Source organism: Martinezella sp. CNPSo 3732, from assembly GCF_057784515.1.
The window spans coordinates 124,287-148,582 of sequence record NZ_JBXSOO010000017.1 but is presented as its reverse complement, the minus strand read 5'-3'; the positions used below and the strand labels follow the sequence as shown (position 1 = coordinate 148,582).

General features: G+C 60.4%; 25 protein-coding genes. 14 read left to right on the top strand and 11 right to left on the bottom strand.

Annotation, left to right across the window (positions count from 1 at the left end):
• On the bottom strand, window positions 1-1,548 hold a 1,548-nt coding region (locus AC13RM_RS23965; protein WP_488555634.1), incomplete at its 3' end, for a DHA2 family efflux MFS transporter permease subunit.
• Window positions 1,549-1,574: 26 nt separating this feature from the next.
• The gene (locus AC13RM_RS23960; RefSeq protein ID WP_113230830.1) at window positions 1,575-2,795 is read right to left on the bottom strand and encodes an HlyD family secretion protein; all 1,221 of its coding nucleotides are present in this window, start codon (window positions 2,793-2,795) and stop codon (window positions 1,575-1,577) included.
• A 181-nt stretch (window positions 2,796-2,976) separates the two neighbouring features.
• Here AC13RM_RS23960 and AC13RM_RS23955 point away from each other — a divergent pair, with 181 nt between their 5' ends.
• The 3 genes from AC13RM_RS23955 (at window position 2,977) to AC13RM_RS23945 (ending at window position 5,514) form a co-directional block, all read left to right on the top strand.
• Window positions 2,977-3,657 carry a TetR/AcrR family transcriptional regulator gene (locus AC13RM_RS23955; protein WP_285176070.1) on the top strand — a complete coding sequence of 227 codons (681 nt, stop codon included), beginning with the start codon at window positions 2,977-2,979 and terminating at the stop codon, window positions 3,655-3,657.
• 116 nt (window positions 3,658-3,773) lie between these two features.
• Window positions 3,774-4,613, top strand: a complete 840-nt coding sequence (locus AC13RM_RS23950; RefSeq protein ID WP_440478094.1) for a GyrI-like domain-containing protein — start codon at window positions 3,774-3,776, stop codon at window positions 4,611-4,613.
• A gap of 157 nt (window positions 4,614-4,770) precedes the next feature.
• Complete coding sequence (locus AC13RM_RS23945) at window positions 4,771-5,514, top strand: TerC family protein (RefSeq protein ID WP_488555633.1); 744 nt, start codon at window positions 4,771-4,773, stop codon at window positions 5,512-5,514.
• 45 nt (window positions 5,515-5,559) lie between these two features.
• Here the strand turns inward: AC13RM_RS23945 and AC13RM_RS23940 are convergent, their stop codons facing one another.
• Window positions 5,560-5,970: a hypothetical protein gene (locus AC13RM_RS23940; RefSeq protein ID WP_095435867.1), complete on the bottom strand. Its 411-nt coding sequence runs from the start codon at window positions 5,968-5,970 to the stop codon at window positions 5,560-5,562.
• A gap of 360 nt (window positions 5,971-6,330) precedes the next feature.
• Between AC13RM_RS23940 and gltX the strand changes: the two genes are divergently transcribed.
• The 3 genes from gltX to AC13RM_RS23925 are packed head-to-tail and all read left to right on the top strand — an operon-like array spanning window position 6,331 to window position 9,620.
• On the top strand, window positions 6,331-7,788 hold the full coding sequence (gltX, locus tag AC13RM_RS23935) for a glutamate--tRNA ligase (protein WP_374816492.1): 1,458 nt from the start codon (window positions 6,331-6,333) through the stop codon (window positions 7,786-7,788).
• A 16-nt stretch (window positions 7,789-7,804) separates the two neighbouring features.
• The gene (lysS, locus tag AC13RM_RS23930) at window positions 7,805-9,301 is read left to right on the top strand and encodes a lysine--tRNA ligase (RefSeq protein ID WP_440478092.1); all 1,497 of its coding nucleotides are present in this window, start codon (window positions 7,805-7,807) and stop codon (window positions 9,299-9,301) included.
• Between the two features lie 52 nt (window positions 9,302-9,353).
• Window positions 9,354-9,620: a hypothetical protein gene (locus AC13RM_RS23925; RefSeq protein ID WP_440478091.1), complete on the top strand. Its 267-nt coding sequence runs from the start codon at window positions 9,354-9,356 to the stop codon at window positions 9,618-9,620.
• Window positions 9,621-9,661: 41 nt separating this feature from the next.
• On the opposite strand, the gene AC13RM_RS23920 is transcribed toward AC13RM_RS23925, so the two are convergent.
• Window positions 9,662-10,498 (bottom strand): hypothetical protein, encoded by an 837-nt coding sequence (locus AC13RM_RS23920; RefSeq protein ID WP_440478090.1) that lies wholly within the window; start codon window positions 10,496-10,498, stop codon window positions 9,662-9,664.
• A gap of 195 nt (window positions 10,499-10,693) precedes the next feature.
• Here AC13RM_RS23920 and AC13RM_RS23915 point away from each other — a divergent pair, with 195 nt between their 5' ends.
• The 8 genes from AC13RM_RS23915 (at window position 10,694) to AC13RM_RS23880 (ending at window position 18,340) form a co-directional block, all read left to right on the top strand.
• Window positions 10,694-11,602, top strand: a complete 909-nt coding sequence (locus AC13RM_RS23915; protein ID WP_113230838.1) for a LysR family transcriptional regulator — start codon at window positions 10,694-10,696, stop codon at window positions 11,600-11,602.
• A 68-nt stretch (window positions 11,603-11,670) separates the two neighbouring features.
• Entirely contained in the window at window positions 11,671-12,297 is a 627-nt protein-coding gene (locus tag AC13RM_RS23910; protein ID WP_440478089.1) for a 3'-5' exonuclease family protein, read from the top strand.
• A 135-nt stretch (window positions 12,298-12,432) separates the two neighbouring features.
• Window positions 12,433-13,593, top strand: coding sequence for an ABC transporter substrate-binding protein (locus AC13RM_RS23905; RefSeq protein WP_488555632.1), 1,161 nt, complete (start codon window positions 12,433-12,435; stop codon window positions 13,591-13,593).
• 181 nt (window positions 13,594-13,774) lie between these two features.
• Window positions 13,775-14,761: an ABC transporter ATP-binding protein gene (locus AC13RM_RS23900; protein WP_488555631.1), complete on the top strand. Its 987-nt coding sequence runs from the start codon at window positions 13,775-13,777 to the stop codon at window positions 14,759-14,761.
• Window positions 14,758-15,732: an ABC transporter permease gene (locus AC13RM_RS23895; RefSeq protein ID WP_488555630.1), complete on the top strand. Its 975-nt coding sequence runs from the start codon at window positions 14,758-14,760 to the stop codon at window positions 15,730-15,732. Before AC13RM_RS23900 ends, AC13RM_RS23895 begins: the two co-directional genes overlap by 4 nt.
• Window positions 15,722-16,537, top strand: coding sequence for an ABC transporter permease (locus tag AC13RM_RS23890; protein WP_374816499.1), 816 nt, complete (start codon window positions 15,722-15,724; stop codon window positions 16,535-16,537). Before AC13RM_RS23895 ends, AC13RM_RS23890 begins: the two co-directional genes overlap by 11 nt.
• Before the next feature lie 13 nt (window positions 16,538-16,550).
• Window positions 16,551-17,978 (top strand): gamma-aminobutyraldehyde dehydrogenase, encoded by a 1,428-nt coding sequence (locus AC13RM_RS23885; RefSeq protein WP_488555629.1) that lies wholly within the window; start codon window positions 16,551-16,553, stop codon window positions 17,976-17,978.
• Window positions 17,979-18,166: 188 nt separating this feature from the next.
• Window positions 18,167-18,340: a DUF1328 domain-containing protein gene (locus AC13RM_RS23880; protein WP_015341190.1), complete on the top strand. Its 174-nt coding sequence runs from the start codon at window positions 18,167-18,169 to the stop codon at window positions 18,338-18,340.
• 31 nt (window positions 18,341-18,371) lie between these two features.
• Here AC13RM_RS23880 and AC13RM_RS23875 read toward each other — a convergent pair whose 3' ends face one another.
• The 7 genes from AC13RM_RS23875 to AC13RM_RS23845 form a co-directional block, all read right to left on the bottom strand.
• A complete protein-coding gene (locus AC13RM_RS23875) occupies window positions 18,372-19,046 on the bottom strand; it encodes a DUF1345 domain-containing protein (RefSeq protein WP_113230845.1) in 675 nt (224 codons plus the stop codon).
• 105 nt (window positions 19,047-19,151) lie between these two features.
• The gene (locus tag AC13RM_RS23870) at window positions 19,152-19,883 is read right to left on the bottom strand and encodes an SDR family oxidoreductase (RefSeq protein ID WP_374816501.1); all 732 of its coding nucleotides are present in this window, start codon (window positions 19,881-19,883) and stop codon (window positions 19,152-19,154) included.
• Window positions 19,884-19,987: 104 nt separating this feature from the next.
• The gene (locus AC13RM_RS23865; RefSeq protein WP_488555628.1) at window positions 19,988-21,121 is read right to left on the bottom strand and encodes an extracellular solute-binding protein; all 1,134 of its coding nucleotides are present in this window, start codon (window positions 21,119-21,121) and stop codon (window positions 19,988-19,990) included.
• Window positions 21,118-21,579: a MaoC/PaaZ C-terminal domain-containing protein gene (locus AC13RM_RS23860; protein ID WP_113230848.1), complete on the bottom strand. Its 462-nt coding sequence runs from the start codon at window positions 21,577-21,579 to the stop codon at window positions 21,118-21,120. Before AC13RM_RS23860 ends, AC13RM_RS23865 begins: the two co-directional genes overlap by 4 nt.
• Window positions 21,580-21,582: 3 nt before the next feature.
• Entirely contained in the window at window positions 21,583-22,656 is a 1,074-nt protein-coding gene (locus tag AC13RM_RS23855; protein WP_374816503.1) for a Gfo/Idh/MocA family protein, read from the bottom strand.
• A gap of 174 nt (window positions 22,657-22,830) precedes the next feature.
• The gene (locus tag AC13RM_RS23850) at window positions 22,831-23,160 is read right to left on the bottom strand and encodes an L-rhamnose mutarotase (protein WP_374816504.1); all 330 of its coding nucleotides are present in this window, start codon (window positions 23,158-23,160) and stop codon (window positions 22,831-22,833) included.
• A gap of 13 nt (window positions 23,161-23,173) precedes the next feature.
• On the bottom strand, window positions 23,174-24,286 hold the full coding sequence (locus AC13RM_RS23845) for a mandelate racemase/muconate lactonizing enzyme family protein (RefSeq protein ID WP_374816505.1): 1,113 nt from the start codon (window positions 24,284-24,286) through the stop codon (window positions 23,174-23,176).
• Between the last annotated feature and the right edge of the window lie 10 nt (window positions 24,287-24,296).

Below are 24,296 nucleotides of genomic sequence, written 5' to 3'. Positions count from 1 at the left end.
CCTGATGATCATCGCGAGGAACAGCACGGTCAGCATCAGGAAAATATCCCCGAAAGACATGACGACCGCCTGCCGCGTCGCCATGTTGACCATTTGCTTCAAGGCCGCCTGGTCGCCGTCCAGACCCGCTGCATTGAAGTTGGCGGCCATGTTGTTCAATTGGGTAACGGCGGCATGGCTGCCCCAATGAACATGGTCGCGCAGGTTGAAATAATGCTGGTCCTGCCTGTTCGTCAAAAGCGTGTTGATGATCGCGAGACCGACGGCACCGCCGAGATTGCGCGTCAGATTGAACAGGCCGGACGCGCCGCGCATGCGGGCGGGCGGCATGGTTCCGAGCGCAATATTGTTGATCGGGACCATGCAGAGCATCAGACCGAAACCGCGCAGGATCTGCGGGATGAGCAACTCCCAGAAATCCCAGTCCACCGTCAGGTGCATCATGATGTAGGTGCCGGCCGAGAAGCTGGTGAAGCCGATGATCATCAGGATGCGCAGGTCGACCTTGCTCGACAGGAAGCCGGCCAGCGGCGCCGTGAAGAACATGGTGAGGCCGGAGACGAACATCGTTTCGCCGATCTGCAGCGAATCGTAGCCGCGAATGCGCGCGAGATAGAGCGGATAGATATAGGTCAGGCCGTAGAGACCGATGCCCATGACGAACGAGAATATCGACCCGAAGGAGAAATTCCTGTTCGTAAAGGCCCTGAGATCGACGACGGGAAAATCGACCGTAAAGGCGCGGTAGAAGAAGACCACCGCGCCGATGGCGGAGGCGATGGCGCCGGCAACGATGTAATTGTCGTTGAACCAGTCGTTCGTATTGCCTTCCTCGAGCACATATTCGAGCGCGCCGAGGAAAACACCCATCGAAATCAGGCCCCACCAGTCGAACTTCTTGAAAAGCGACAGCTCGGGCTTGTCGAAATCAATGAAATTCCAGGTGACGATGGCAACAACGATACCGGGTGGAATGTTCACCAGAAACAGCCAATGCCAGGAGAAGGCGTTGGACAGATAGCCGCCGACGGTCGGGCCGATGGTCGGCGCCAGCGTCGCGATCAGGCCGATGATCGGTGAGACGACGTTGCGCTTGGACGGCGGGAAGATCGTGAATGCCGCCGCGAAGACCGAGGGGATCATGCCGCCGCCGATGAAGCCCTGCAGCGCGCGGTAGATGATCATCTGATCGATGTTGGTGGCGGTCGCGGCAAGCGCGCTCGCTGCTGTAAAGCCGGCAGCTGAAATCGCAAACAGGTAGCGCGTCGAAATAATGCGCGCCAGCGTTCCAGACAGCGGGATCATGATGACTTCGGCGATCAAATAGGCCGTCTGGACCCAGCCGATTTCATCCGAGCCGGCGCTGAGGCCTGCCTGGATTTCGCTGAGCGACGCCGAGACGATCTGAATGTCGAGGATCGACATGAACATGCCGAGCACCATCGCCAGAAAGGCGATGAGCTTTCTCGTGTCGATATGATCAGCCGCAGGCGCGGCGGGGCCCGCCGCGCGTGGGGGCGACCCGGCTGTAGTGCTGGCGGACGACATGGCGCGTCTCTCCCGAGCTCGATCGTTTACTTGTCCGGCGCCGTGCGCGTATCGACGTCGACAACGACGCTTAAGCCTGCGCGCAGACGGCCGGTATTGAGCGCATCCTGCGGCAATGCGATGCGGACAGGCACACGCTGAATGATCTTGGTGAAGTTACCCGTCGCGTTTTCCGGCGGCAGCAGCGAGAAGACCGAGCCGGAAGCCGGCGAGATCGACTCGACGGTGCCGACGATCGGGTGATCGCTGAAAGCATCGACGTGAACATTGACCTTGGAGCCAGGAACCAGATGCTGGATCTGCGTTTCCTTGAAATTCGCGTCGATGTAGAGCTGCTTGGTCGGTACGATCGCCATCAGCTTCTGGCCGGGAGAGACGAGATCGCCTTCCTGGACCGAGCGATTGCCGACGATACCGTCATAAGGTGCCTTCAGCACAGTGAAGGAAAGATCGCGGGCAGCCTTGTCGCGAGCGGCTTCGAGGCCCTTGATCGTGCTCTCGGCCTGACGGCGCTGGGCCTGCAGCAGGTTGATATTGGCCTGCGCGGATGCAATGGCGGCGTCGCCGCCGACCAGATTGGCCTTTGCCTGATCAAGCGCGATATTGGCGCTGTCCAAAGCGGCCGTGGTGCCGACCGACTTCGACTGCAGTTCGGCAGCGCGCGTCTGGGTGATCTGGGCGCCGCGGACCGTGGCTTCCAGGGCAACCTTCTGCGCCTGCGACTGGGCAAGGGCTGCCTGGCCGGCAGCGATCTGTGCATCGATGGTATGGAGTGAAAGCTGTTCGGTATCGAGCGAGGCTTGAGCCTGGCCGAGCGCCAGCTTGTAGTCGCCGTCGTCGAGTGTTGCGAGCACGTCGCCGGCCTTGACCTGCTGGTTGGCCACGACGTTTACCTTGGCGACATAGCCCGTCACCTTCGGCGATATCGTGGCGATATCGCCGCCGATATAGGCATCGTCGGTGGAGACCATGAAGCGGCCGTTCGTCCACCAGTCATAGCCGTACCAGCCGCCGGCTGCGAGAGCGATGACGAGAATGATCGGGAGGGCCAGGCTGCGCCGCTTCTTCTCTGGCGGCGGTGGGGCCGCAGGGGCCGGAGCAGTGGGCGCAGCCTGGGCGGGGGCGGGGTTGCTGCGCGTTTCTGCCGCTGGAGCCTCGGCAGGCGCACCGGTTTCCCGGGCTTCCACTTCTGCATCAGCGGGCTCGTTCACGATACGCGCTACATTGTTTCCATGACTTGACGACATTTCCCTACCACCGAAAATCTGGCAAAATAATCGAACCGAACGGTTCGGTTCAATTGACATAGAGCCTTTCTCACGCCATATCAAGAGATATCGAACTGAGCGGTTCGATTTATTTCGCGAATCTGTTTAAGATTTGGAAAAAGTGATCGAGTATCGCGTAAAGGAGACAATGAAAGAGCCGATGAAACACGAATCGCAAAATGCCGCTGTGTTGAACGCACCTGCGCCGGGCTCCGGTGGACGCTGGGCAGCCGGCGAGGACCCTGCCAAGCGTCATCAGATTCTCGAAGGCGCCAAGCGTGTCTTTATGAAAATGGGCTTCGATGCGGCGAGCATGAACGATGTCACCCGCGAGGCGGGCGTTTCCAAGGGCACTCTCTACGTCTATTTCGCCAACAAGGAAGATCTGTTCGCCGCCATGATGGAGAGCGAGCGCGCCTATTTCGTCAACCTTGTGCGCAATGCCCTTTCAGACGAAGCCGATGTGACGACTTCGCTGTATGATTTCGGTATCGTCTTCGTCACGCACGTCACCTCGGATAAGACCATCAGCGCCATGCGCACGGTCATCGGCGTGCGTGAACGCATGCCCTCGCTCTGTCAACGCTTTTTCACCGGTCCGGAAAATCTGCGCACGGTGCTGCGCGGCTTCCTCGAGCGGCAGGTTGCCGCAGGCCATCTCAAGATCGACGACTTCGACATGGCTGCCCGCCACTTCCTGGAAATGGCCAGCGGCGGCTATTTCAAGCTGCGGCTCTTCGGCGACATGGACGCGCCGCCCTCGAAGGAAGAGATCGACTATGTCGTGCGCGGCGCCGTGCGGGTTTTCCTGGCAGGCTACGGTCCGGATCGCAGGGATTAGGATGATCAGGCCTCTCCTGCTGTCCGCGAGCGTGTAGTAATTCAACTCCGCAATGGCGATCAAGCATCGCCACCGCCACAGGCCTATGAGTGGCCCGGCAACCAGGGGAGTTGAAAATGAGCGCGATCGGCAGAGCGATATGGTTTATCGAAAGCCATTTTAAATCCGACATCTCGCTCGACGAGATCGCCGAGACGGCCGGGCTGTCGCGCTTTCATCTCTCGCGCGTCTTCGGCATGACGACGGGCCACTCGATCAGCAGCTATATCCGGAGCCGCCGCCTCAGCGAAGCGGCTCTCGCACTGACCGACGGCTCCTCCTCCATTCTCCAGGTTGCCCTCGATGCCGGCTACGGCTCGCACGAGGCCTTCACCCGTGCCTTCCGCGAGCAATTCGGCATGACGCCGGAAAGCCTGCGCAAGCAGGGGCACGTTCGCAACCTCGCTCTACAGGAGCCGATCAGAATGGACGACACCCGCCTTCCCAAGCTCGAGGCACCGCGCTTCGAGACCCATCCCGCAATGCTGCTTGCCGGCCTTGCGGAAACCTATGCATATGAGGCGACACAGGCCATCCCCTCGCTCTGGCAGAAATTCAACCAGCATTTCGGCCATATTCCCGGCCAGATCGGCAATGTCGCCTATGGCGTCTGCACCCAGGCGGAAGAAGGTAGCGAAAGCTTCCGTTACATGTCGGCAGCCGAAGTTTCCGCCGCGGACGGCCTGCCCGAAGGTTTCGTGACGACGAAACTGCCGCAGCAGCGCTACGCGATCTTCACGCATCGCGGGCACATCTCCGGCATTTCCGCGACGGTGCATCAGATCTTCGGAGACTGGCTGCCGCAATCGGGTCAACAGCATGCCGGCACCCCCGACATGATGGAACGCTATGACGACCGCTTCGACCCACGCACTGGCATGGGCGTGACGGAAATCTGGATCCCCCTCAAAGCCTAGAAACCAAGCTTGGGAACAAGACCCGGAAACAATGCCGCCGCCATGAAAATGGCGGCGCTGCTTGTACGAACCATGACACTCCTTACATTACGGCCATTCTGGAGAGGCCGGGCTGGGGGTCAGCATCGGCGAATGCTGATCAAAGGGGGCATCGTCAATGGATATTGTGGAGCTGATACAGGACCCGGGGGCGTGGGTGGCACTCGTCACGCTCGTCGTCATGGAAGTGGTCCTCGGCATCGACAACCTCATCTTCATCTCGATCCTGACCAACAAGCTGCCGCCGGAACATCGTGACAGAGCCCGCAAGATCGGTATCGGTCTCGCCCTTATCATGCGTCTTGCGCTGCTCGGAACCGTCGCCTGGATCGTCCAGCTCACCCAGCCGGTCTTCGAAATCTTCGGCCAGGGCTTCTCCTGGAAGGACATGATCCTCATAGGCGGCGGCCTCTTCCTCGTCTGGAAAGCAACGAAGGAGATCCATCACAATGTCGATCCGCAGGAGCAGGGCGAGGATTTCATTGCCAAATCGACGACCACGACCTTCGCCTCGGCGATCGGCCAGATCCTGCTGCTCGATCTGGTCTTCTCGATCGACAGCATCATCACCGCCGTCGGCATGACGCCGCACCTGGCGATCATGTTCGTCGCCGTCATCGCCGCCGTCACGGTCATGCTGGTCGCGGCAAACCCGCTCGCCAACTTCATCGAGAAAAACCCGAGCATCGTCATGCTGGCGCTCGCCTTCCTGCTGATGATCGGCACGACGCTGATCGCCGAAGGCATGGGCGTGCATGTTCCCAAGGGCTACATCTACGCCGCCATGGCCTTCTCCGCTCTGGTCGAAGTGCTGAACATGATGGCGCGGAACCGTCGGAAAAAGACCTCAGGCAGTCATTAATCGGAAAAGCCGTACCGATGATGAGGTGCGGCTTCATCCCATCGATCAATCCTGGACGTGCACGTCAACCCATTCGCCGATATCGCCGCGGCCATAAATGTCGACCTTGATCCAGACGTTGCCGCGAACGATATAGTTCCCGGCATCGTCGGCGATATTGCCGTTCGCCAGCATGGCTTCCAGCTTCTGGCGATTGGAGGGCAATGAGAAGAAACTGTCGCCCTGGTCGCCACGGTCTCGGCGGCGATAGGCGTGATAGTTGGCGCGGTCCTGACGGATGATCTGCCATGGCGCCGTCAGGCGCTCGCCCTTGGAATTATAGAGATCGTCGTTGCCGATATAAGCGCGGTAGGATTCGATCAGTTTCGCCGAATTATCGCGCGTAATAGTAGACTGGGCAGCGGCGGCATCGACCATCGAGGCCGACAATAGCAAGCTCAGAATCAATTTCTTCATGGGATCCCCGGAATGAACGATTGAAAACCTATTTCGCCACTGCCGCGAAAATTGCAAATCAAATTAGGCAAGCGTAAGGCTTTTCTCCTGGAACACTTACGAAGAGTAAAGACGTTTCGTGAATTTGAAAGGCCGGCTCTTTTCGATGCATCAAAGCGTCCTCGGTGCTTCTGCCTGCCCTCGCGGCGCAGTTTCCCTTGACGCCATCCCTTGAATATGGCCTAAGGCCAGCCATACGGAAAACGCTGATAGAAGCGGCAAGACGCCCTTTTCCGGCCGGTTTCCTGATCCAGATAGACATTTTCGGCTGGACGGCGCTTGTCCAAAGCGCGGCCCGGCCTTTTATGACGGGCAAACAAGATGACCACTTCAGGCGTTCGCGTCCGCATCGCACCCTCCCCCACCGGCGAGCCGCATGTCGGCACCGCTTACATTGCGCTGTTCAACTATCTCTTCGCCAAGAAACACGGCGGCGAGTTCATCCTGCGCATTGAGGATACCGACGCGACCCGCTCCACCCCGGAATTCGAGACGAAGGTGCTCGACGCGCTGAAATGGTGTGGCCTGAAATGGTCCGAAGGTCCCGATATCGGCGGCCCCTACGGCCCCTATCGCCAGAGCGATCGCAAGGACCTCTACAAGCCCTATGTCGAGCAGATCGTCACAAACGGTCACGGCTTTCGCTGCTTCTGCACGCCGGAGCGCCTGGAAAAGATGCGCGAGGCGCAGCGCGCCGCCGGCCTGCCGCCGAAGTATGACGGCCATTGTCTGAACCTTTCTGCTGAGGAAGTCACTTCACGCGTTGCTGCCGGCGAGCCGCATGTCGTGCGCATGAAGATCCCGACCGAAGGCTCGTGCAAGTTCCACGACGGCGTTTACGGCGACGTGGAAATCCCGTGGGATGCCGTCGACATGCAGGTCCTGCTCAAGGCCGATGGCATGCCGACCTACCACATGGCCAACGTCGTCGACGACCATCTGATGAAGATCACCCATGTCGCGCGCGGCGAAGAGTGGCTCGCCTCGGTGCCGAAGCACATCCTGATCTACCAGTATCTCGGCTGGGAGCCGCCGGTGTTCATGCACCTGTCGCTGATGCGCAATGCCGACAAGTCGAAACTGTCGAAGCGCAAGAACCCGACCTCGATCTCCTATTACACGGCCCTCGGCTATATCCCCGAAGCGCTGATGAACTTCCTCGGCCTGTTCTTCATCCAAATCGCCGAAGGCGAAGAGCTCTTGAGCATGGATGAGCTTGCCGCAAAGTTCGATCCGGAAAACCTCTCCAAAGCCGGCGCGATCTTCGACATCCAGAAGCTCGACTGGCTGAATGGCCGCTGGATCCGCGAGAAGCTGTCGGAAGAAGAGTTCCAGCACCGGGTACTGACCTGGGCGATGGAAAATGATCGTCTGAAGGAAGGCCTGAAGCTTTCGCAGTCGCGCATCACCAAGCTTGGTGAACTGCCTGACCTCGCCGGCTTCCTGTTCAAGTCCGACCTCAACCTTGATCCCTCTGCTTTCGCGAAGATCAAGTCGACGCCGGAAGAGCTGCTGGAAATCTTGAACACCGTGCAGCCTGATCTCGAAAAGATCCTCGAATGGAATGTCGAGACGATCGAAGCCGAGCTGCGCGCCATCGCCGACCGCATGGGCAAGAAGCTGAAGGTCATCGTCGCTCCGCTCTTCGTCGCCGTATCGGGCTCCTCGCGCTCCCTGCCGCTTTTCGATAGCATGGCAATCCTCGGCCGGTCCGTCGTCCGTCAGCGGCTGAAACTGGCCGCGCAGACCGTTGCGACCCTCGTCGGCCCGAAGAACTGAACCGGACTTTAAAACCATGAACGACAAGACCGAAGCCTCCGCCCTCTCCTCCGATGCAACGGAAGTTCGCCGCCAGAAGCTGAAGCTGCTGCGCGAACAGATCGGCGACGTCTATCCGGCGCATTTCCACCGGACCATGACCAATGCCGAGCTCGCTGCGAAATACGAAGGCCTGGAGCCGGATACCGAAACAGGCGATGTCGTCACCGTTGCCGGCCGTGTCTATTCCTCGCGCAACTCCGGCATGTTCATGGACATCCATGACGCCTCGGCCAAGATCCAGATCTTCAGCCACAAGGATGTGACCTCGGAAGAGGCTCGCGCATTGCTGCCGATGATCGATATCGGCGACATCATCGGCGTCACCGGCGTCGTGCGCCGCACCAAGCGCGGCGAATTGACGATCAATGCCCAGCAGATCACCATGCTGACAAAGTCGTTGCTGCCGATGCCTGAAAAGTGGCATGGCCTGTCCGATATCGAGCTGCGTTATCGCAAGCGTCACCTCGATATCATGACCAACGAGGAATCGAAGCTCCGCTTCCAGCAGCGCAGCCGCATCGTCTCCGGCATCCGCCGCTTCATGGAAAATGACGGCTTCATGGAAGTCGAGACGCCGATGCTGCATTCGGTCTATGGCGGCGCCACCGCCGAGCCGTTCAAGACTCATCACAACACGCTGAAGCTCGATATGTACCTGCGCATTGCGCCGGAACTGTTCCTGAAGCGCACGCTGGTCTCCGGCCTCACCGACAAGGTCTTCGAGATCAACCGCAACTTCCGCAACGAAGGCGTCTCCACCCGACACAATCCCGAATTCACCATGATGGAGTGCTACTGGGCCTATGCCGACTACGAGGACATCATGGACCTCGTCGAGCGTCTGTTCTCGACGCTCGCCATGTCAATCCACGGCAGCACCGAATTCGCCTTCGGCGACAAGCAGATCTCCTTCAAGGGCCCGTTCCGACGCGTGCCAATGCCTGATGCCGTCAAGGAAGCGACCGGTATCGACTTCCTGGCGATCAAGACCGACGAAGAAGCCCGCGCCGCGTCCAAGGCTGCCGGCTTTGCCGTCGAGAAGGACGCGACCTGGGGCGAATGCCTTGCCTTCATCTTCGAGGAGAAGGTCGAGGGCACGCTGATCCAGCCGGCGCACGTCACGCATTTCCCGAAGGACATCTCGCCCTTCGCCAAGGAAGTGCCGGGCGAGCCGCGCCTCGTCGAACGTTTCGAGACCTATTGCAACGCCTGGGAACTCGGCAACGCCTTCTCGGAACTCAACGATCCGGAAGAGCAGCGCGCCCGCATGGTCGAGCAGCTCGAGCAGGCGCATGCGCGCGGCGAAAAGGAAAAACAGCTGGATGAGGAGTTCCTCGACGCGATCGACCAGGGCATGCCGCCGGCGGGCGGTCTCGGCATAGGCGTGGACCGCCTCATCATGCTTTTGACCAACTCGCCGTCGATCCGTGACATCATCCTCTTCCCGGCCCGTCGCAACAAGGCCGATTGAGACCAGTCTGGTCCTTCGAACATCAAAGGTGCGTATTATGACGGATAAAGAGATGTCAGCCGCAGACGATAGCGAGCATCAGCGGCTGGCCGATCTTGCTGAGATCGGCGATATCGATCTCTCGCAATACGCGCCGGGAACGTTCGGTTGCCACGAGGCGATGCACACGGTATCGATCATGCTCGACATGACCGACGACCAGCTGCTGCAGCACCCCGCCATCCTGACGAATTCCGATTTCTACCGTCTTGCCGGCGAAGTCCACGAGGCGCTTTTCGCGCTCTACCAGGCTATCGGCGAGAAGCATCTGGCGGAATGAGGCTGTTGCCTTTCCGCCCGATAGCGCAAATCCCGTTTTGATCAGTTGGTGACGGGCGAGCGGCGATCGGCTGCACCCGTCATAGTCGGATCCAATCCCGGTGACGGGCTCTTATCTTTGGGACGGGCATCGGCGCCGATGAACTCGCCGTTCTCATTATAGCGCGGCTGGACGTTGCCGGTCGATTTCGGCTCCGGCAGCGGCGGCTTGGCATCGCGGCTCTCGGCCTGTTTTGCGGCCGTTTTCTCTTCCGCAGCGATCGCCGCCTTCATCTTGTCCTTCTTGGCATCGCCGCCATTGTCCGCTGCCAGCGCATTGCCACAGTCGGACAGATCCTTCAATCCAGCGATCGCCGCATCGATATCCTGAGGTAGCATGGTAATCTGCTCGCCGTAAAACAGGCCTGCATTGCTGGCGCCGCCATCGTAATAGCGGGCCGTCAGCGGTGCTTCGGAGCTGCCATCGACCAGTCGGTCGGGATGGGCCACATAGACGACATCGGCGCCAAGAGCTCGGCCGCGCAGGTCGGAACGCAACGTCGGTCCGTTCTGGTCGAGAACCACAACCTGAACGAGATCCGGCTTCTGTTCCTGATAGACAGCCTTGGCAACCCGGAGCGCAGTCCTGACCCGCGTCAGCCCATCGGTTGGCTCGGTACGAATATATTTTCGAACCCAGAAGCGGTTGTCCTTGCGAATGGTAATGAGATTGACATCGGTGCACTGAAGCCCGTCAGGGGAAGCAGATACGAGACCGAGCAGCTTGTCCTTGCCAATATAAAGCGCAAAAACGCCGGAAGACCCCACGAGAAGGGCCACTCCGCCGATCAGGACGACAAGTTTCCGGGGTACCCGGAAAATGTGCAGTAAGGCGCTCACGCCAACTGCTCCCGCATAGACCACTCCAAGCCGACAAAAATGATCAACCCTCACGTTAGGGAATTGGCGTTTCGGAATACTTAAAACCGAGGCGAAACTTGCATCGTCTTCGATATCGTTACCAAAAAAGGTCCAAACTTTCACAGCTATGACGAGCACTTGCCTTTCTTGGCGCGAACATGCTCTAACCGAAGCATGGCCTTCACCCTGAGACAGCTGCAATACTTCGTCGCCGTGGCGGAACAAGGCTCCGTGACGCGGGCCGCGCAGAACCTGTCCATCTCCCAATCCTCTGTGACCGAAGCCCTCAAGGAGCTGGAAAGCGACCTTGGCGTCGAGCTGTTCGAGCGCCATCCGCGCGGCCTGTCGATCACCCATAACGGCCACCAGTTCCTGCGCCATGCGACGAAGATCCTCGCGACCGTTTCCGATGCCCGCACCAGCTTTTCCGGCAAGCAGAACGAGGCCGGCGGCACGCTGAATATCGGCGTCACATCGCTCGTCGCCGGCTATGTTCTGTCAGATCTTCTGGCGCGCTATCGCCGTGCCTGTCCCGGTGTCGAGGTCAGCGCCATCGAGGATAATGGCGGTTATCTGGAACATCTTCTGGTTGGTGGCGAGCTCGACGTCGCCGTCATGGTCATTTCCAATTTGCGAGACCGCATGGCTCTGCAGGCCGAGATTCTGGAGACCTCGCCCTACCGCCTCTGGCTGCCGATGGGTCACCCTCTCGTTTCGGCCGATATCATCAGTGTCGCGGACATCACCCGCGAGCCGCTGATCATGCTGACCATCGACGAAATCGAGGAAAACACCGGCAAGCTTTTGACCGCGCTCGGTGCCCGCCCGCATGTCGCCTTCCGCACCCGCTCGGTCGAGGCGGTGCGCAGCCTCGTCGCGACCGGCGCCGGTGTCGCACTACTGCCGGATCTCGTCTATCGTCCCTGGTCACTGGAAGGCGATCGCATCGAAAGCCGCGACGTCTCCGGTTCGTTGCCGGTGGTTCAGGTCGGCATGGTCTGGCGCAAGGGCTCCAGCCTGCCGCAAGCAGCTCGCGATTTCGTCGGCGTCGCAGAAAGCATGCGCTCGGGCCGGCAGCGGTAACAGGCAGTGTTCTTCCGACCCGGCCGAACGGAATACAATCGAAGATCGCTGCGAATGGAGAGCCAGGTATGAAGACCGCAATCATATTCGACTGTGAGTTCCTTTGCCTCGAAGGGTCGCAACGCCGGTCCTGGTGTGCCGCCCATGATCCCGATCCGGTCGTCGCGCAAGTTGGAGCCGTCAAGCTCAGTCTCGACGGCGATTTCGCGATCCTGGACAGCTACAAGGCCTATGTTCGTCCGGTCGATCGGTTTGGCGAACAATATGCGCTCGATCCGTTCTTCACCGCATTGACGGGTGTGACCGAAGAGAACATCGAGGCGGAAGGAATGGCCCTGCAGGACGCCATTGCCGGTCTGGATCGTTTCTCGGATGGTGCCCGTCTCTGGTCCTGGGGCAAGGACGAGCTGAACATGATGGCAATCAGCTGCTATGTCGCCGGTATTCGGCCCCTGATCCCCGCGCATCGTTTCGACAATGCCGTCAAGCTGCTGCTTGCGGCGGGAATGCCTATCGAGGATCTGGCGAAGACGCCAAGCAACGAGCTTTCCCATTACTATGGCGTGCAGCATCCGCCGCTTAAGGGCCATGACGCGCTCGATGATGCCCTTTCCATTTCCTACACGCTGCAGCACCTCATGCGGGCTGGAAAGCTGCGGCCGGAGGTTTTCGATCTCTCACCCATGCACAGTTAGGAATCGGAATTTCCGATATCGCCTTTCTGATAAATGAATTTGCGAATGCGGCAAAATCGCGTCACTTTTTCTTTCGGGAACAAGAAGCCAGTCACTGGCTCCACGCCATCAAGGCTTAAAAACCGGGAGAGTCCGATGAAGCATTTGCTGAAATCATGCGCGGCCGCACTCGCATCCTTCAGTTTCGCCACACAAATCATTGCCGCCGAGCCGCTGAAGACGCTCGGCAAGGGCGAAGGCGCCGTCAGTATTGTCGCATGGGCCGGCTATATCGAGCGCGGTGAAAGCGACAAGAATTACGATTGGGTTACAGGCTTCGAGAAGGAAACCGGCTGCAAGGTCAGCGTCAAGACTGCAGCAACATCGGACGAAATGGTCGCGCTGATGAACGAAGGCGGCTTCGACCTCGTGACAGCCTCTGGTGACGCATCGCTGCGCCTCGTTGCCGGCAAGCGTGTCCAGCCGATCAACACCGATCTGATCCCGAGCTGGAAAAACCTCGACGACCGCCTGAAGAATGCACCCTGGCACACGGTAAACGGCGTCCACTACGGCGTTCCCTATCTCTGGGGCCCCAATGTGCTGATGTATAATACGGATGCCTTCAAGGGCCAGGCGCCGAAGAGCTGGAACATCGTCTTCGAAGAAACGACCCTGCCTGACGGCAAGTCCAACAAGGGCCGCGTGCAGGCCTATGACGGCCCGATCTATATTGCCGATGCCGCTCTCTATCTCATGGCCCACAAGCCCGAACTCGGCATCAAAGATCCTTACGAGCTCAATGAAGACCAATACAAGGCCGCTCTGGAGCTGCTGCGCGGCCAGCGCAAGCTCGTCAGCCGCTATTGGCATGACGCGATGATCCAGACCGACGACTTCAAGAACGAAGGCGTCGTGGCCTCCGGCTCCTGGCCGTTCCAGGTGAACCTGCTGCAAGCCGACAAGCAGAAGATCGCCTCCACATTCCCGGATGAGGGAACGACCGGCTGGGCCGACACCACCATGCTGCATGCCGACAGCGAGCATCCGAACTGCGCCTATATGTGGATGGAGCACTCGCTCCAGGCCAAGGTTCAAGGCGATGCGGCCGCCTGGTTCGGCGCCGTGCCCTCGGTTCCGGCAGCCTGCAAGGGCAATGAGCTGCTGACCGACAGCGGCTGCGCCACCAACGGCTACGATCACTTCGACAAGATCAAGTTCTGGAAGACGCCCGTCGCGAAATGCAGCACGCAGAGCGAATGCGTGCCCTATCATCGCTGGGTCTCCGACTATATCGGCGTGATCGGCGGACGGTGAAATCCCTCTTCTCCCCAGCGGGGAGAAGATGCCTGACAAGACAGATGAGGGGGATGAGGAACGAGGTGACGAATGTCCTGAGCAACACGCGAAGGACAGCTCATGTCGCCCCCTCATCCGACCCTTTGGGCCACCCTCTCCCCAAGGGAGAAGGAAAAACAACCCTTCCCTGGAGAAACCCATGAACGCCGTTCGTTTCCAGCAGGTGTCGCGTTATTTTGGCCAGGTCCGCGCTGTGGACCGCGTCGATCTGGAGATCGCACCCGGCGAATTCTTCGCCATGCTCGGCCCTTCCGGCTCCGGCAAGACCACCTGCCTCAGACTGATTGCCGGCTTCGAGCAGCCAACGGGCGGTCATATCGAGATCTTCGGCGAAACCGCTGAAGGCGTGCCGCCATACCGGCGCAATGTCAACACGGTCTTCCAGGACTACGCTCTGTTTCCCCATCTCAATATCCTCGACAACGTCGCCTATGGGCTGATGGTCAAGGGTGTCGGCAAGGCCGAGCGGCTGCGCGCCGCCGAACAGGCGCTGGAACTGGTGAAACTCCCGGGTTATGGCACGCGCCGTCCCGGCCAGCTCTCCGGCGGCCAGCGCCAGCGCGTGGCGCTCGCCCGCGCTCTGGTCAACAAGCCGAAGGTGCTGCTGCTCGACGAACCACTCGGCGCTCTCGACCTGAAGCTGCGCGAGCAGATGCAGGAGGAACTGAAGAGCCTGCAGCGGGCGCTCGGCATCACCTTCGTCTTCGTCACCCACGATCAGGGCGAGGCCCTGTCCATGGCCGATCGCGTCGCCGTCTTCAACGACGGCCGCATCGTACAGCAGGGCACGCCGCACGACATCTATCAGCGGCCGAAGACCCGCTTCGTCGCGAATTTCGTCGGCTCTTCCAACGTCATTGCTCCCGAAGTGATGTCGTCGCTCGGCGGCGAGCAGCGCTGGGCAAGCCTGCGCCCCGAAGCCATCCGGTTGACTGAGAAGAGCGGCGTGGCGGCGACCGTGAAAGCGACGAGCTTTCTCGGTGCCGCTACCCGCCTCTCGGTCGAGACGAATGGCGCCCGCCTGCATGTGACCGTGCCGGCCGGCCAATCGGCCCCGGATACCGGCGCTTCCGTCCGCCTCGCATGGTTGCCGGCGGATGTCCACTACATGGATGACGCCGCATGAACGCCGCAGCCTTTCCCACCTCGGCGAAGCAAGCGCCGGCCTCGATCCTACCGCGCCGCGGCGGCGTCTTCGGCCGCCTCTCGGATCTCTTCTGGCGCCGCCCGAAACTATTCCTCTTCCTGATGCTGACGCCGCCGCTGCTCTGGCTCGGCATCATCTATATCGGCTCGCTGATCGCGCTGCTGCTGCAGAGCTTCTTCTCGATCGACGACTTCTCGGGAATGGTGAATTACGAATTCACCCTCTCGACCTATGCGCAGCTGCTGAATACAGCCAATTTCGACATCATCGTACGCACGGTCGTCATGGCCGCTCTCGTCACCATCGCCTCTGCCTTTGTCGCCTTCCCCATCGCCTATTATGCGGCCCGCTATGCGCAGGGCAAATGGAAGGCGCTGTTCTATCTCGGCGTCATGCTGCCGCTCTGGTCGAGCTATCTGGTCAAGGTCTATGCCTGGAAGCTGATCCTCGCCAAGGAAGGCATCCTCACCTGGACCTTCGCCAAGCTGCATCTCGGCTGGCTGCTCGACGGCGTGCTTGCCCTGCCTATCATCGGCGGCAACTCGCTCTCGGTCAGCTATATCGGCACCTTCCTCGTCTTCGTCTATATCTGGTTGCCCTATATGATCCTGCCGACGCAGGCAGCCCTCGAGCGCGTACCAGCGAACCTGCTTGAAGCCTCGTCCGATCTCGGCGCGACGCCGAACCAGACCTTCCGCACGGTACTGTTGCCCCTGGCATTGCCTGGCGTCGTCGCCGGCTCCATCTTCACCTTCTCGCTGACTCTGGGCGATTACATCATCCCGCAGATCATCGGCTCCTCGCGCCTCTTCATCGGCCAAGCCGTTTACACGCAACAGGGAACCGCCGGCAACGTGCCGCTGGCCGCCGCCTTCTCGGTCGTGCCGATCGTCATCATGGCCATCTATCTCTGGATCGCCAAGAAACAGGGAGCTTTCGATGCGCTCTGATCGCGGCCAACGCGCTTCCCTTCCCTTGAAAATCGCAGCGGCTGGTGGCCTGCTCTTCCTGCATCTGCCGATCCTCCTGATCTTCGTCTATGCCTTCACGACGGAGGAAAAGAGCTATCAATGGCCGCCGCCGGGGCTGACCCTGCAATGGTTCGGCATCGCCTGGAACAGGCCGGATGTCTGGTCGGCCCTGGCACTCTCGGTGCAGGTCGCGACCATCGCAACCGCGATCGCCTTGATCCTCGGTACGCTTTGCGCCGCCGCCGTCAGCCAGACGAAGTTCTTCGGCCGCGAAGCGATCTCGCTGCTGGTCATCCTGCCGATCGCGCTTCCCGGCATCATTACCGGCATTGCGCTCCGCTCCGCCTTCAGCCTGTTCGATATCCCCTTCTCGGTCTGGACGATCGTTCTCGGCCATGCCACCTTCTGCGTCGTCGTTGTTTATAACAATGCCGTCGCCCGCTTCCGCCGCACCTCCGGCTCGCTGATCGAGGCATCGATGGATCTTGGCGCCGATGGCTTCCAGACCTTCCGCCATGTTGTCCTGCCGAACATCGGCACGGCGCTGCTCGCCGGCGGCATGCTCGCCTTCGCGCTGTCCTTCGATGAAGTCATCGTCACCACCTTTACCGGCGGCCAGCAGATGACGCTGCCGATCTGGATGCTGGAGGAACTCATTCGCCCGCGCCAGCGACCCGTGACCAACGTCGTCGCCATGGTCGTCGTGCTTGTCACCTTCCTGCCGATCTTGGCAGCCTATTATCTTACCCGCGACGGCGACCAGATCGCCGGCGGCGGCAAATGAAAGGGAGAGAATAATGGATACCCAGATGCTGATCGGCTCCCGCTTCGAAGCCGGCACGGAAACAGAAGAACGCGTCCTCAACCCGAAGACAGGCGAGACGGTGCTCAACTTGCCCGAGGCCTCGCTCGGGCAGATCGACGCCGCTGTCGACGCCGCAGAAAAAGCCTTTATGAGCTGGTCGCAGACGACGCCAAGCCAGCGTTCGGCCTATCTCCTCAAGATCGCCGATGCCATCGAGCGCGATGCCGAAGGTTTCGCTGCACTCGAAGCGCTGAACTGCGGCAAGCCGATCAACGCCGTGCTCAATGACGAAATCCCGGCGATCGTCGACTGCTATCGCTTCTTTGCCGGCGCGGTGCGCAACCTCCACGGCCCGGTCGCCGGCGAATATCTGCCCGGTCACACCTCGATGATCCGCCGCGATCCGATCGGCATCGTCGGCTCCATCGCGCCGTGGAACTATCCGCTGATGATGATGGCCTGGAAGCTGGCACCGGCCATTGCCGGGGGCAACACCGTCGTCTTCAAACCCTCCGAGCAGACGCCACTGACGGCGCTGAAGATGGCCAAGCTGCTGGCGGATGTGCTGCCGGAAGGCGTCGTCAACGTCATTCTCGGCCGCGGCGAGAGCGTCGGCAATGCGCTGATCAACCACCCGAAGATCGGCATGGTCTCCATCACCGGCGACGTCGCAACCGGCAAGAAGGTACTGGCCGCCGCCGCTAAGACGGTCAAGCGCACGCATCTCGAACTCGGCGGCAAGGCCCCCGTCATCGTCTTCGACGACGCCGATATCGACGCCGTCGTGTCAGGCATCCGCACCTTCGGCTACTACAATGCCGGCCAGGATTGCACCGCCGCCTGCCGCATCTATGCCGACGCAAAAGTCTATGACAACTTCGTCGCCGACCTGACGTCTGCCGTCTCTAGCATCAAGTTCAACCTCGCCGACGACACGGAAAACGAGATCGGCCCGCTGATATCCAAGCGCCAGCGCGATCGCGTCGAAAGCTTCGTCACCCGCGCCGCCGAGCACAAGCACATGGAGATCACGACAGGCGGCAAGATTTCCGGCGAACGCGGCTTCTTCTACGCACCGACCGTCGTTGCCGGCGCTACGCAGGATGACGAGATCGTCCGCCGCGAAGTCTTCGGGCCTGTGGTCTCCGTAACGCGTTTCACCAATGCCGACGACGCCGTCACCTGGGCCAATGACAGCGACTACGGCCTCGCCTCCTCGGTGTGGACAAAGGACATCAGCCGCGGCATGCAGACCGCTGCCCGCCTGCAATATGGCTGCACCTGGATCAACACCCACTTCATGCTGGTCAACGAAATGCCCCATGGCGGCCTCAAGCAATCCGGCTACGGCAAGGATATGTCGGTCTACGCGATCGAAGACTACACCGCCGTGCGGCATGTGATGATCAATCACGGGTGATGTGGGGTTTCTGTAAAACAAACGTTCCCGTGCCTGTGTGACGCCGCACCCCCCTCTGTCCCGATAGGGACAGAGGGGGGTGTCGCACTCTCCACAATTCCCCAACCACCGCCAAAACCAAACCGTCCTCGGAACAAATCACCCTCCTCCCGCGTCTTTAAGAAGTACAACGCAGAGGAGACTGCTAAATGCTGAAATGGGCTCTCATTTTCTTTGTGATTTCTTTGATCAGCGGCTTTTTCGGCTTTTCCGGCGTGTCCGCGGCAACCGCAACCATTGCGCGCGTTCTCTTCGCCATCTTCCTGATCATCTTCCTGGTATTCCTGATCCTCGCCGTCATGGCCGGCAACGCCGTCGTTTGACGGCAGGGATCATCGGCGCATCGGGGCGGGCCTAGATCAGGCTCGCCCCGACATTTATGGCGAGCGCCAGAATTGTCGTGTTGAACAGGAACGAGAGGATCGCGTGCAGAAGCGCCAGCTTACGCATCGAGACGGTGGAAATGCCGATATCGGCAGTCTGAGCCGCCACGCCGATCGTGAAGGAGAAATACAGAAAATCCCAATAGATCGGCTCCTCCACCGGCTCGGCGAATTTCAGCCCCTGCCCCTTGCCAGGAATGCTATAGAACCGGTGCGCATAGTGGATGGTGAAGAGCGTGTGCAGGAAGGTCCAGGATATCAGGATCGTCACGATCGCCATCATCACACGATAGAAGGCGACTTGGGGTGAGGCGTCCTTGACGCCAAGCAGATCAAGGGCAATGCCGCCGACACTCGCGAGCGCCGCCGCAATCGACAGAAACAGCAGAAAGCCATCCGAGAAATCGAGATCGGCGGAGCGCTTGCGGATGCGCTGCGGGTCGGCCGTCAGCATTCGATAGAGGCTGTATATTATGAAGACGACCGCGGTCGCATCCCAGGCGATCAGCAGATTGCCGGCATTGAGATCACGTGATGTCAGAAGCAGGAAGACGGCAATACCGGCAAGCACGGAAATCAGGATGACATGATGCTTGCGCCACAGCATGAGCCCCTTGGAACGATGCAAAAATCCGTTCGCATCCATGCCATTCTCCTGATCGCAAATCGCCGTTACAAACCGATTCGCCGACGAGAGTGGCAAATAAAAGGAAGCCCCGCAATACAGGGCTTCCGACCTTCAAATGCAGCCTTAGCCTGTCCAGCCGCCGTCGATGACGTGGATCTGGCCGGTCGTGAAGCCCGCCTCATCGCCGGCGAGATAGGTCACCAGCGCGGCGATCTCTTCGGAGGTCGCGATGCGGCCCATCGGCTGGCGGGCAATAAAGTCCTTCATCGCCTTCTCATAGTCGCCGGTTGCCTTCAGCCGCTCATGCAGCGAAGGGCTGTCGACCGTGCCGGGGCAAATCGCATTGGCGCGGATGCCTTTGGCAACGAAATCGGCAGCGATCGACTTGGTAAGGCCGATCACGGCAGCCTTGGAGGCGCAATAGGCGAAACGGTTCGGCACGCCCTTCACGCTGGAAGCAACGGAGGACATGTTGACGATCGAGCCCTTGCCCTTTTCCAGCATCCCGGGCAGGAAAGCGCGGCAGGTCGTGTACATCGCCTTGGCATTGAGGTTGAAGGAGAAATCCCAGTCCTTTTCCTCGCAGTCGAGGATCGTGCCGGCATGCACGAAACCGGCGCAGTTGAACAGTACGTCGATCGGGCCAAGTTCCTCTGCATAGGCATTGACGGCTGCACCGTCGAGCACATTCAGCACATGCTTGGTGGCACCGTCCAGCGTCGAGAGCGTCTGCTCGTTGATGTCGGTGGCGTAGACATGCGCACCGAGCGAGATGAAGCGCTCCGCCGACGCGCGGCCGATGCCTTGCCCCGCCGCCGTGATGACCACCTTCTTGCCTTCCAATCCGTGACCCATAATCCTGATCCTTTCTCTGGGACCATGATCCTATCCATTCGCCGGCTGCGTCGCCGAAACCCAGACAAGATCATGCAATAACAATCAGTTGACGCAGTTCTTCCTCAACCCTCGAAGGACTGCGCAAAGCGTCGGTTCAGCTTGTCGATAAGGACTGTATGTTGTTCGCCGGTTTGCAGTCCATTGCTAATCGTCTCGGATGCGTCGCTTTGAAATGCCATGTAGCCGTCGTGCCGCGGCCGCACATAGGCGCCCTCCAGCGTCGCGCGCGTATTGCGGTAAAAATCGAGCGCCGGCATATTGACCGCATCGCTGACCCAGGCGTCGGCGTGACCCGGCTGTCCGTTTCCGCTTGCATATATGCCTGCCTGCACCGGCCCACCGGCGATCCAGCGCGCAAAGGCCTTCGCCTCCTCCGGCGCCTTTGTCCGTGCCGACACGGCAATGCCGGTGCCACCGAGCGCCGAACCATTCGGCGGCCGCCTGTCGATAACTGGCATATCCGCAAAGGCGATCCGTGCCGGCCTGAAACCCGCAAAGGAATAATTGACGTAACCGTAGATGAAGGGCGACGCCACATGGGGGCTGTCGGGCTGGCCCATCAGGTCGAGCACGGCGATCGGGTCCATCTCGTAACAGCGGGCATCCATACCGGCGACGATCCGCGCCATCCAGTCGAGCACCGCTTCGCCGTCTGCTTTCGCGATGAAATCCGGACCCTCAACGCTGCAGGGGGTGCCGAGATGAGCAGCCAGCGAGATAAAGGTCATCAGCGAATGCGGCGGCCGCATCGGCAGAATCGCCTTGCCTTCCTTGGCAAGCGTCACGAACTCGGCAAGGTCCTTGACCGGCGCGTTCAGCCGATCGGGCCGATAGGCCTGCACCTGCGTCGCCGCATCGAGCGGAAAGGCCCTTTGCCGGCCCTGCCAGTTGTAGCTTGGATAGGAGCGGCCGACAGTGCCGGCTGCGATCGCCGCGATTTCATCCGCATGTTCAGCATCATCGAGGGGCAGCAGGCAGTTCTCGCGGGTGATCTGGCCGACATGCGGATGATCGATGACGATGAGATCGTATTGCGCGGCGAGCTCTTCGACCGGAAAGGTCTCGAAATCCTGTAGCGACCGCTTTTCCCAACCGATCTCGACGCCGGTCTTTTCCTGCCACATCTTCGAGCAGGCAATCATCGGATCATAGCCGCGGGGATGCGACCAGGTCATTCCCTTCAGCTTCACCATCATGCCTTCCCCGCGCTCGGCTTCCGCTCGACGACCAGAATATGATCGGCGGCAAGCACGACTTCGTCGCGCTGGTTCAGCACTTCGCAACGCTCGACCACACGACCGGACGCCGGCCGTTTCGGATCATCCTCCTTCGCCGAGATGGTGACGCGCGTGCGGATCGTATCGCCGATATGCACCGGGCGGACGAAGCGGAGCCGGTCGTAGCCATAGGAAAAGGCGACGGGATTGATGAGCGAGGCCGTCAGTCCGACGCCGATCGCAAAGATCATCGTGCCATGCGCAATGCGCTGGCCGCCGGGCAAGGTCCTGGCGAACTCGGCATCCATGTGATGCGGGAAGAAATCGCCGGTATGACCGGCATGGACAACGAAATCGGTCTCGGTAATCGTCCGTCCCGTAGTCATCCTGACGTGGCCGAGTTCATAATCTTCGAAATAGAGGGTTTGTTCAGCCATTGCTCAAGCCTTTGGAAGTTCTGCAATCGGTGTCGCTGGTGTGGCGCTCGATTGATAAGCGGCCTCGACGAGCGCCATGGTCTGCCAGGCATCCTCGACGGAGCCGATCAGTTCCTGATCTTCGCCGGATGCGAAGCGCTGCAGGTTGGCCATGCGATTGACGAAGGCATCCGGGAACCAGGCGCCCTCCAGCTTGACCTCGACCCAATCGCTGCCGCCCTCAGGGCGGATCCACAGCTCGTCCGGCTCGCCGCGCGGATAGTCGAGATTGACGCCCAATTTCACATAAGCAGCACCCTTGGTGCCGGCGATGCGAAACTCGCAGGCCTGGAACTTGCGGCCGAAATCATGGTCGTGATTGACCGAGAGCACGCAGCGAACCTTGTCGCCATAATCGAGGATTGCCGCCGTCCGCGTCTGCGCGACATCATGATTGGGATGGCCGATGGTCTTGGCATGAACGCCTTGGGGATTGCCGAGCAGCCCACGAATGAAATCGAGATAGTGGATCGAGTGCATGGCGATCTCGATCCGCGGCAGGCCTTTCAGGAAAGGCCAGAGCCCCCACGGTGTCGCAAGCGCCAGCCATGCGTCGAAATCGACGACCTCGCCGAGACAGCCTTTGTTCACGACATCATAAAGCGCCAGCATCATCGGCGCGAAGCGAAGCTGGAAATTGACGGCCGCCTTGATATCCCGCTCGCGGCAGACGCGCAGGATTTCCGTCGCCCCGGCAAGATCGCTGCCCATCGGCTTCTGGATCAGCGCGTAGGCGCCGCGCGGCAGCTTGCCGAGAATAGAGGCGTGGGCAGCGGGTGGTGTCGCCAGATCGAAGATCGCACGCTCGACGGCAAGGGCTTCTGCCTCTGAGGCGAAAGCTCGGATACCCCATTGAGCCGCCAGCGCCGCCGCCTTCTCGGCGTTCGGATCGTAAAGACCCGCGACCGGAAAGCCAGTCTGCTTATAAGCCGGAAGATGCGCGTCGCCGACGATGCTGCCGGCACCAAAGATCACGATCGGACGTGGCTTCGAAGGCTTCCGCCACCATTGGCGGAGGGATTTGGGATCGAAGGTCATGACACCCTCCCCTTGAGGGGGAGGGTCGGACCAACGGTCCGGGGCGGGGTGATCCCTCCTCGTGCGAAAACGGCAACGCTTTGCGGCCGGAGCATCACCCCCACCCGCGCGTTCCGCGCGACCTCCCCCCTCAAGGGGGAGGTGACCGCTTCGCGGTCTGTTCCACTCCAGTCTCTAATCATGATGAAACACCTCTTCCATCATGGCCCACCACTCGCCTTGCCTGCGGGTTTCGAGCGGCTTCTGGCAAGGCATGCAGACGGACCACCATTCCTGGTTCTTCGGGCTGGCAGCCATCTTGGCCATATCGGCCTCGAAATCCGTGCCGACATATTCCCAATAGCCGAAGAGCAGGTTTTCCGGCTCTTTCAGGAAGATCGAATAGTTGGTGATGTTGCAGTCTGAGATCAGCGCCAGGATCTCGGGCCAGACGGCCGCATGCAGCGCCTTGTATTCCGCAACCTTAGCCGGCTCCAGGCCGATCACCATTCCCATCCGCTGCATGGCCCGTTCCTCCTCAGCCGTGGATTTCGCGCGTAAACTCGCCGATCGAGCGCGCCTTCACGGCTTCCCAATCCCAGGCGATGCCGATGCCGGGTTCCGAAGGAGCGAGCGCCTTGCCGTCGACGATTTCCATGCCCTTCGTCGTGAGGTCGTCGAGCTGTGGAATGTATTCAACATATTTGCCGTTCGGCACGGCGCAGGTGAGGCTGACATGCAGCTCCATCAGGAAGTGCGGGCAGACGGGAATGTCGAAGGCTTCGGCGGCATGGGCGACCTTCAGCCAGGGCGTGATGCCGCCGATGCGGGCGACATCCACCTGCACGATCGAGCAGGCGCCTTTCTGCATATACTCCCGGAAGTGCCGGATCGAATAGATGGATTCGCCGACTGCGATCGGCGTCGGCGTCGATCGGGTCAGCCGGATGTGGCCGTCGAGATCATCAGCTGGCAGCGGCTCCTCGATCCAGGCGAGGTCCAGCTCCTTCAGACGTGCCGCCCGGCGGATCGCCTCATCGACGGTGAAGCCCTGATTGCAGTCGGTCATGATCTCGAAGCCAGAGCCGAGCGCCAGACGCATCGTCGCCAATCTGTCGTAATCCTCCGAGCCATGCGGCTTGCCGATCTTCACCTTCGAGCCGGAGAAACCCTTAGCCTTCGCCTGCAGCGCATCTTCGACCAAAGCTTCCTTCTCGATGTGCAGCCAGCCGCCTTCCGTCGTGTAGAGCGGGCAACGATCCTTGGCGCCACCGGCAAGCTTCCAGAGCGGCAGGCCTTGCTTCTTGGCCCGTAGATCCCAAAGCGCGGTATCGACGGCCGCAAGCGCCAGCGCTGTGATCGGCCCGATCGTCGTAGCGTGTGTGGCGAATTCCAGTCTGTGCCAGATCGCCTCGATGCAATCGGCATCCGCGCCGATCAGCAGCGGCACCAGATGGTCGGACAGCAGCCGCATGACGGAGGAGCCGCCGGTGCCGATCGTATAGCTGTAGCCGGTGCCGACTGCGCCGTCGCTGTCGGTGATGGTGACGATCGGCGTTTCCTGGCTGACGAAGCTCTGGATCGCATCCGTCCGCTTCACCTTCGGCGGCAGGTCGACCATCCGCAGTTCAATTTTTTCGATGCGTGCCATGGGGGTAGTC

Excerpts from the sequence above, each read along its gene's own strand:
- AC13RM_RS23915 (WP_113230838.1), top strand. The coding sequence starts at position 10,694 with ATGGCCTTCACCCTGAGACAGCTGCAATACTTCGTCGCCGTGGCGGAA.
- lysS (WP_440478092.1), top strand. The coding sequence starts at position 7,805 with ATGAACGACAAGACCGAAGCCTCCGCCCTCTCCTCCGATGCAACGGAA.
- AC13RM_RS23960 (WP_113230830.1), bottom strand. The coding sequence starts at position 2,795 with ATGTCGTCAAGTCATGGAAACAATGTAGCGCGTATCGTGAACGAGCCC.
- AC13RM_RS23950 (WP_440478094.1), top strand. The coding sequence starts at position 3,774 with ATGAGCGCGATCGGCAGAGCGATATGGTTTATCGAAAGCCATTTTAAA.
- AC13RM_RS23925 (WP_440478091.1), top strand. The coding sequence starts at position 9,354 with ATGTCAGCCGCAGACGATAGCGAGCATCAGCGGCTGGCCGATCTTGCT.
- AC13RM_RS23850 (WP_374816504.1), bottom strand. The coding sequence starts at position 23,160 with ATGCAGCGGATGGGAATGGTGATCGGCCTGGAGCCGGCTAAGGTTGCG.
- AC13RM_RS23845 (WP_374816505.1), bottom strand. The coding sequence starts at position 24,286 with ATGGCACGCATCGAAAAAATTGAACTGCGGATGGTCGACCTGCCGCCG.
- AC13RM_RS23860 (WP_113230848.1), bottom strand. The coding sequence starts at position 21,579 with ATGGCTGAACAAACCCTCTATTTCGAAGATTATGAACTCGGCCACGTC.
- AC13RM_RS23940 (WP_095435867.1), bottom strand. The coding sequence starts at position 5,970 with ATGAAGAAATTGATTCTGAGCTTGCTATTGTCGGCCTCGATGGTCGAT.
- AC13RM_RS23865 (WP_488555628.1), bottom strand. The coding sequence starts at position 21,121 with ATGATGGTGAAGCTGAAGGGAATGACCTGGTCGCATCCCCGCGGCTAT.
- AC13RM_RS23855 (WP_374816503.1), bottom strand. The coding sequence starts at position 22,656 with ATGACCTTCGATCCCAAATCCCTCCGCCAATGGTGGCGGAAGCCTTCG.
- AC13RM_RS23890 (WP_374816499.1), top strand. The coding sequence starts at position 15,722 with ATGCGCTCTGATCGCGGCCAACGCGCTTCCCTTCCCTTGAAAATCGCA.
- AC13RM_RS23895 (WP_488555630.1), top strand. The coding sequence starts at position 14,758 with ATGAACGCCGCAGCCTTTCCCACCTCGGCGAAGCAAGCGCCGGCCTCG.
- AC13RM_RS23880 (WP_015341190.1), top strand. The coding sequence starts at position 18,167 with ATGCTGAAATGGGCTCTCATTTTCTTTGTGATTTCTTTGATCAGCGGC.
- AC13RM_RS23905 (WP_488555632.1), top strand. The coding sequence starts at position 12,433 with ATGAAGCATTTGCTGAAATCATGCGCGGCCGCACTCGCATCCTTCAGT.
- AC13RM_RS23955 (WP_285176070.1), top strand. The coding sequence starts at position 2,977 with ATGAAACACGAATCGCAAAATGCCGCTGTGTTGAACGCACCTGCGCCG.
- AC13RM_RS23900 (WP_488555631.1), top strand. The coding sequence starts at position 13,775 with ATGAACGCCGTTCGTTTCCAGCAGGTGTCGCGTTATTTTGGCCAGGTC.
- AC13RM_RS23945 (WP_488555633.1), top strand. The coding sequence starts at position 4,771 with ATGGATATTGTGGAGCTGATACAGGACCCGGGGGCGTGGGTGGCACTC.
- AC13RM_RS23870 (WP_374816501.1), bottom strand. The coding sequence starts at position 19,883 with ATGGGTCACGGATTGGAAGGCAAGAAGGTGGTCATCACGGCGGCGGGG.
- AC13RM_RS23910 (WP_440478089.1), top strand. The coding sequence starts at position 11,671 with ATGAAGACCGCAATCATATTCGACTGTGAGTTCCTTTGCCTCGAAGGG.
- AC13RM_RS23885 (WP_488555629.1), top strand. The coding sequence starts at position 16,551 with ATGGATACCCAGATGCTGATCGGCTCCCGCTTCGAAGCCGGCACGGAA.
- gltX (WP_374816492.1), top strand. The coding sequence starts at position 6,331 with ATGACCACTTCAGGCGTTCGCGTCCGCATCGCACCCTCCCCCACCGGC.
- AC13RM_RS23875 (WP_113230845.1), bottom strand. The coding sequence starts at position 19,046 with ATGGATGCGAACGGATTTTTGCATCGTTCCAAGGGGCTCATGCTGTGG.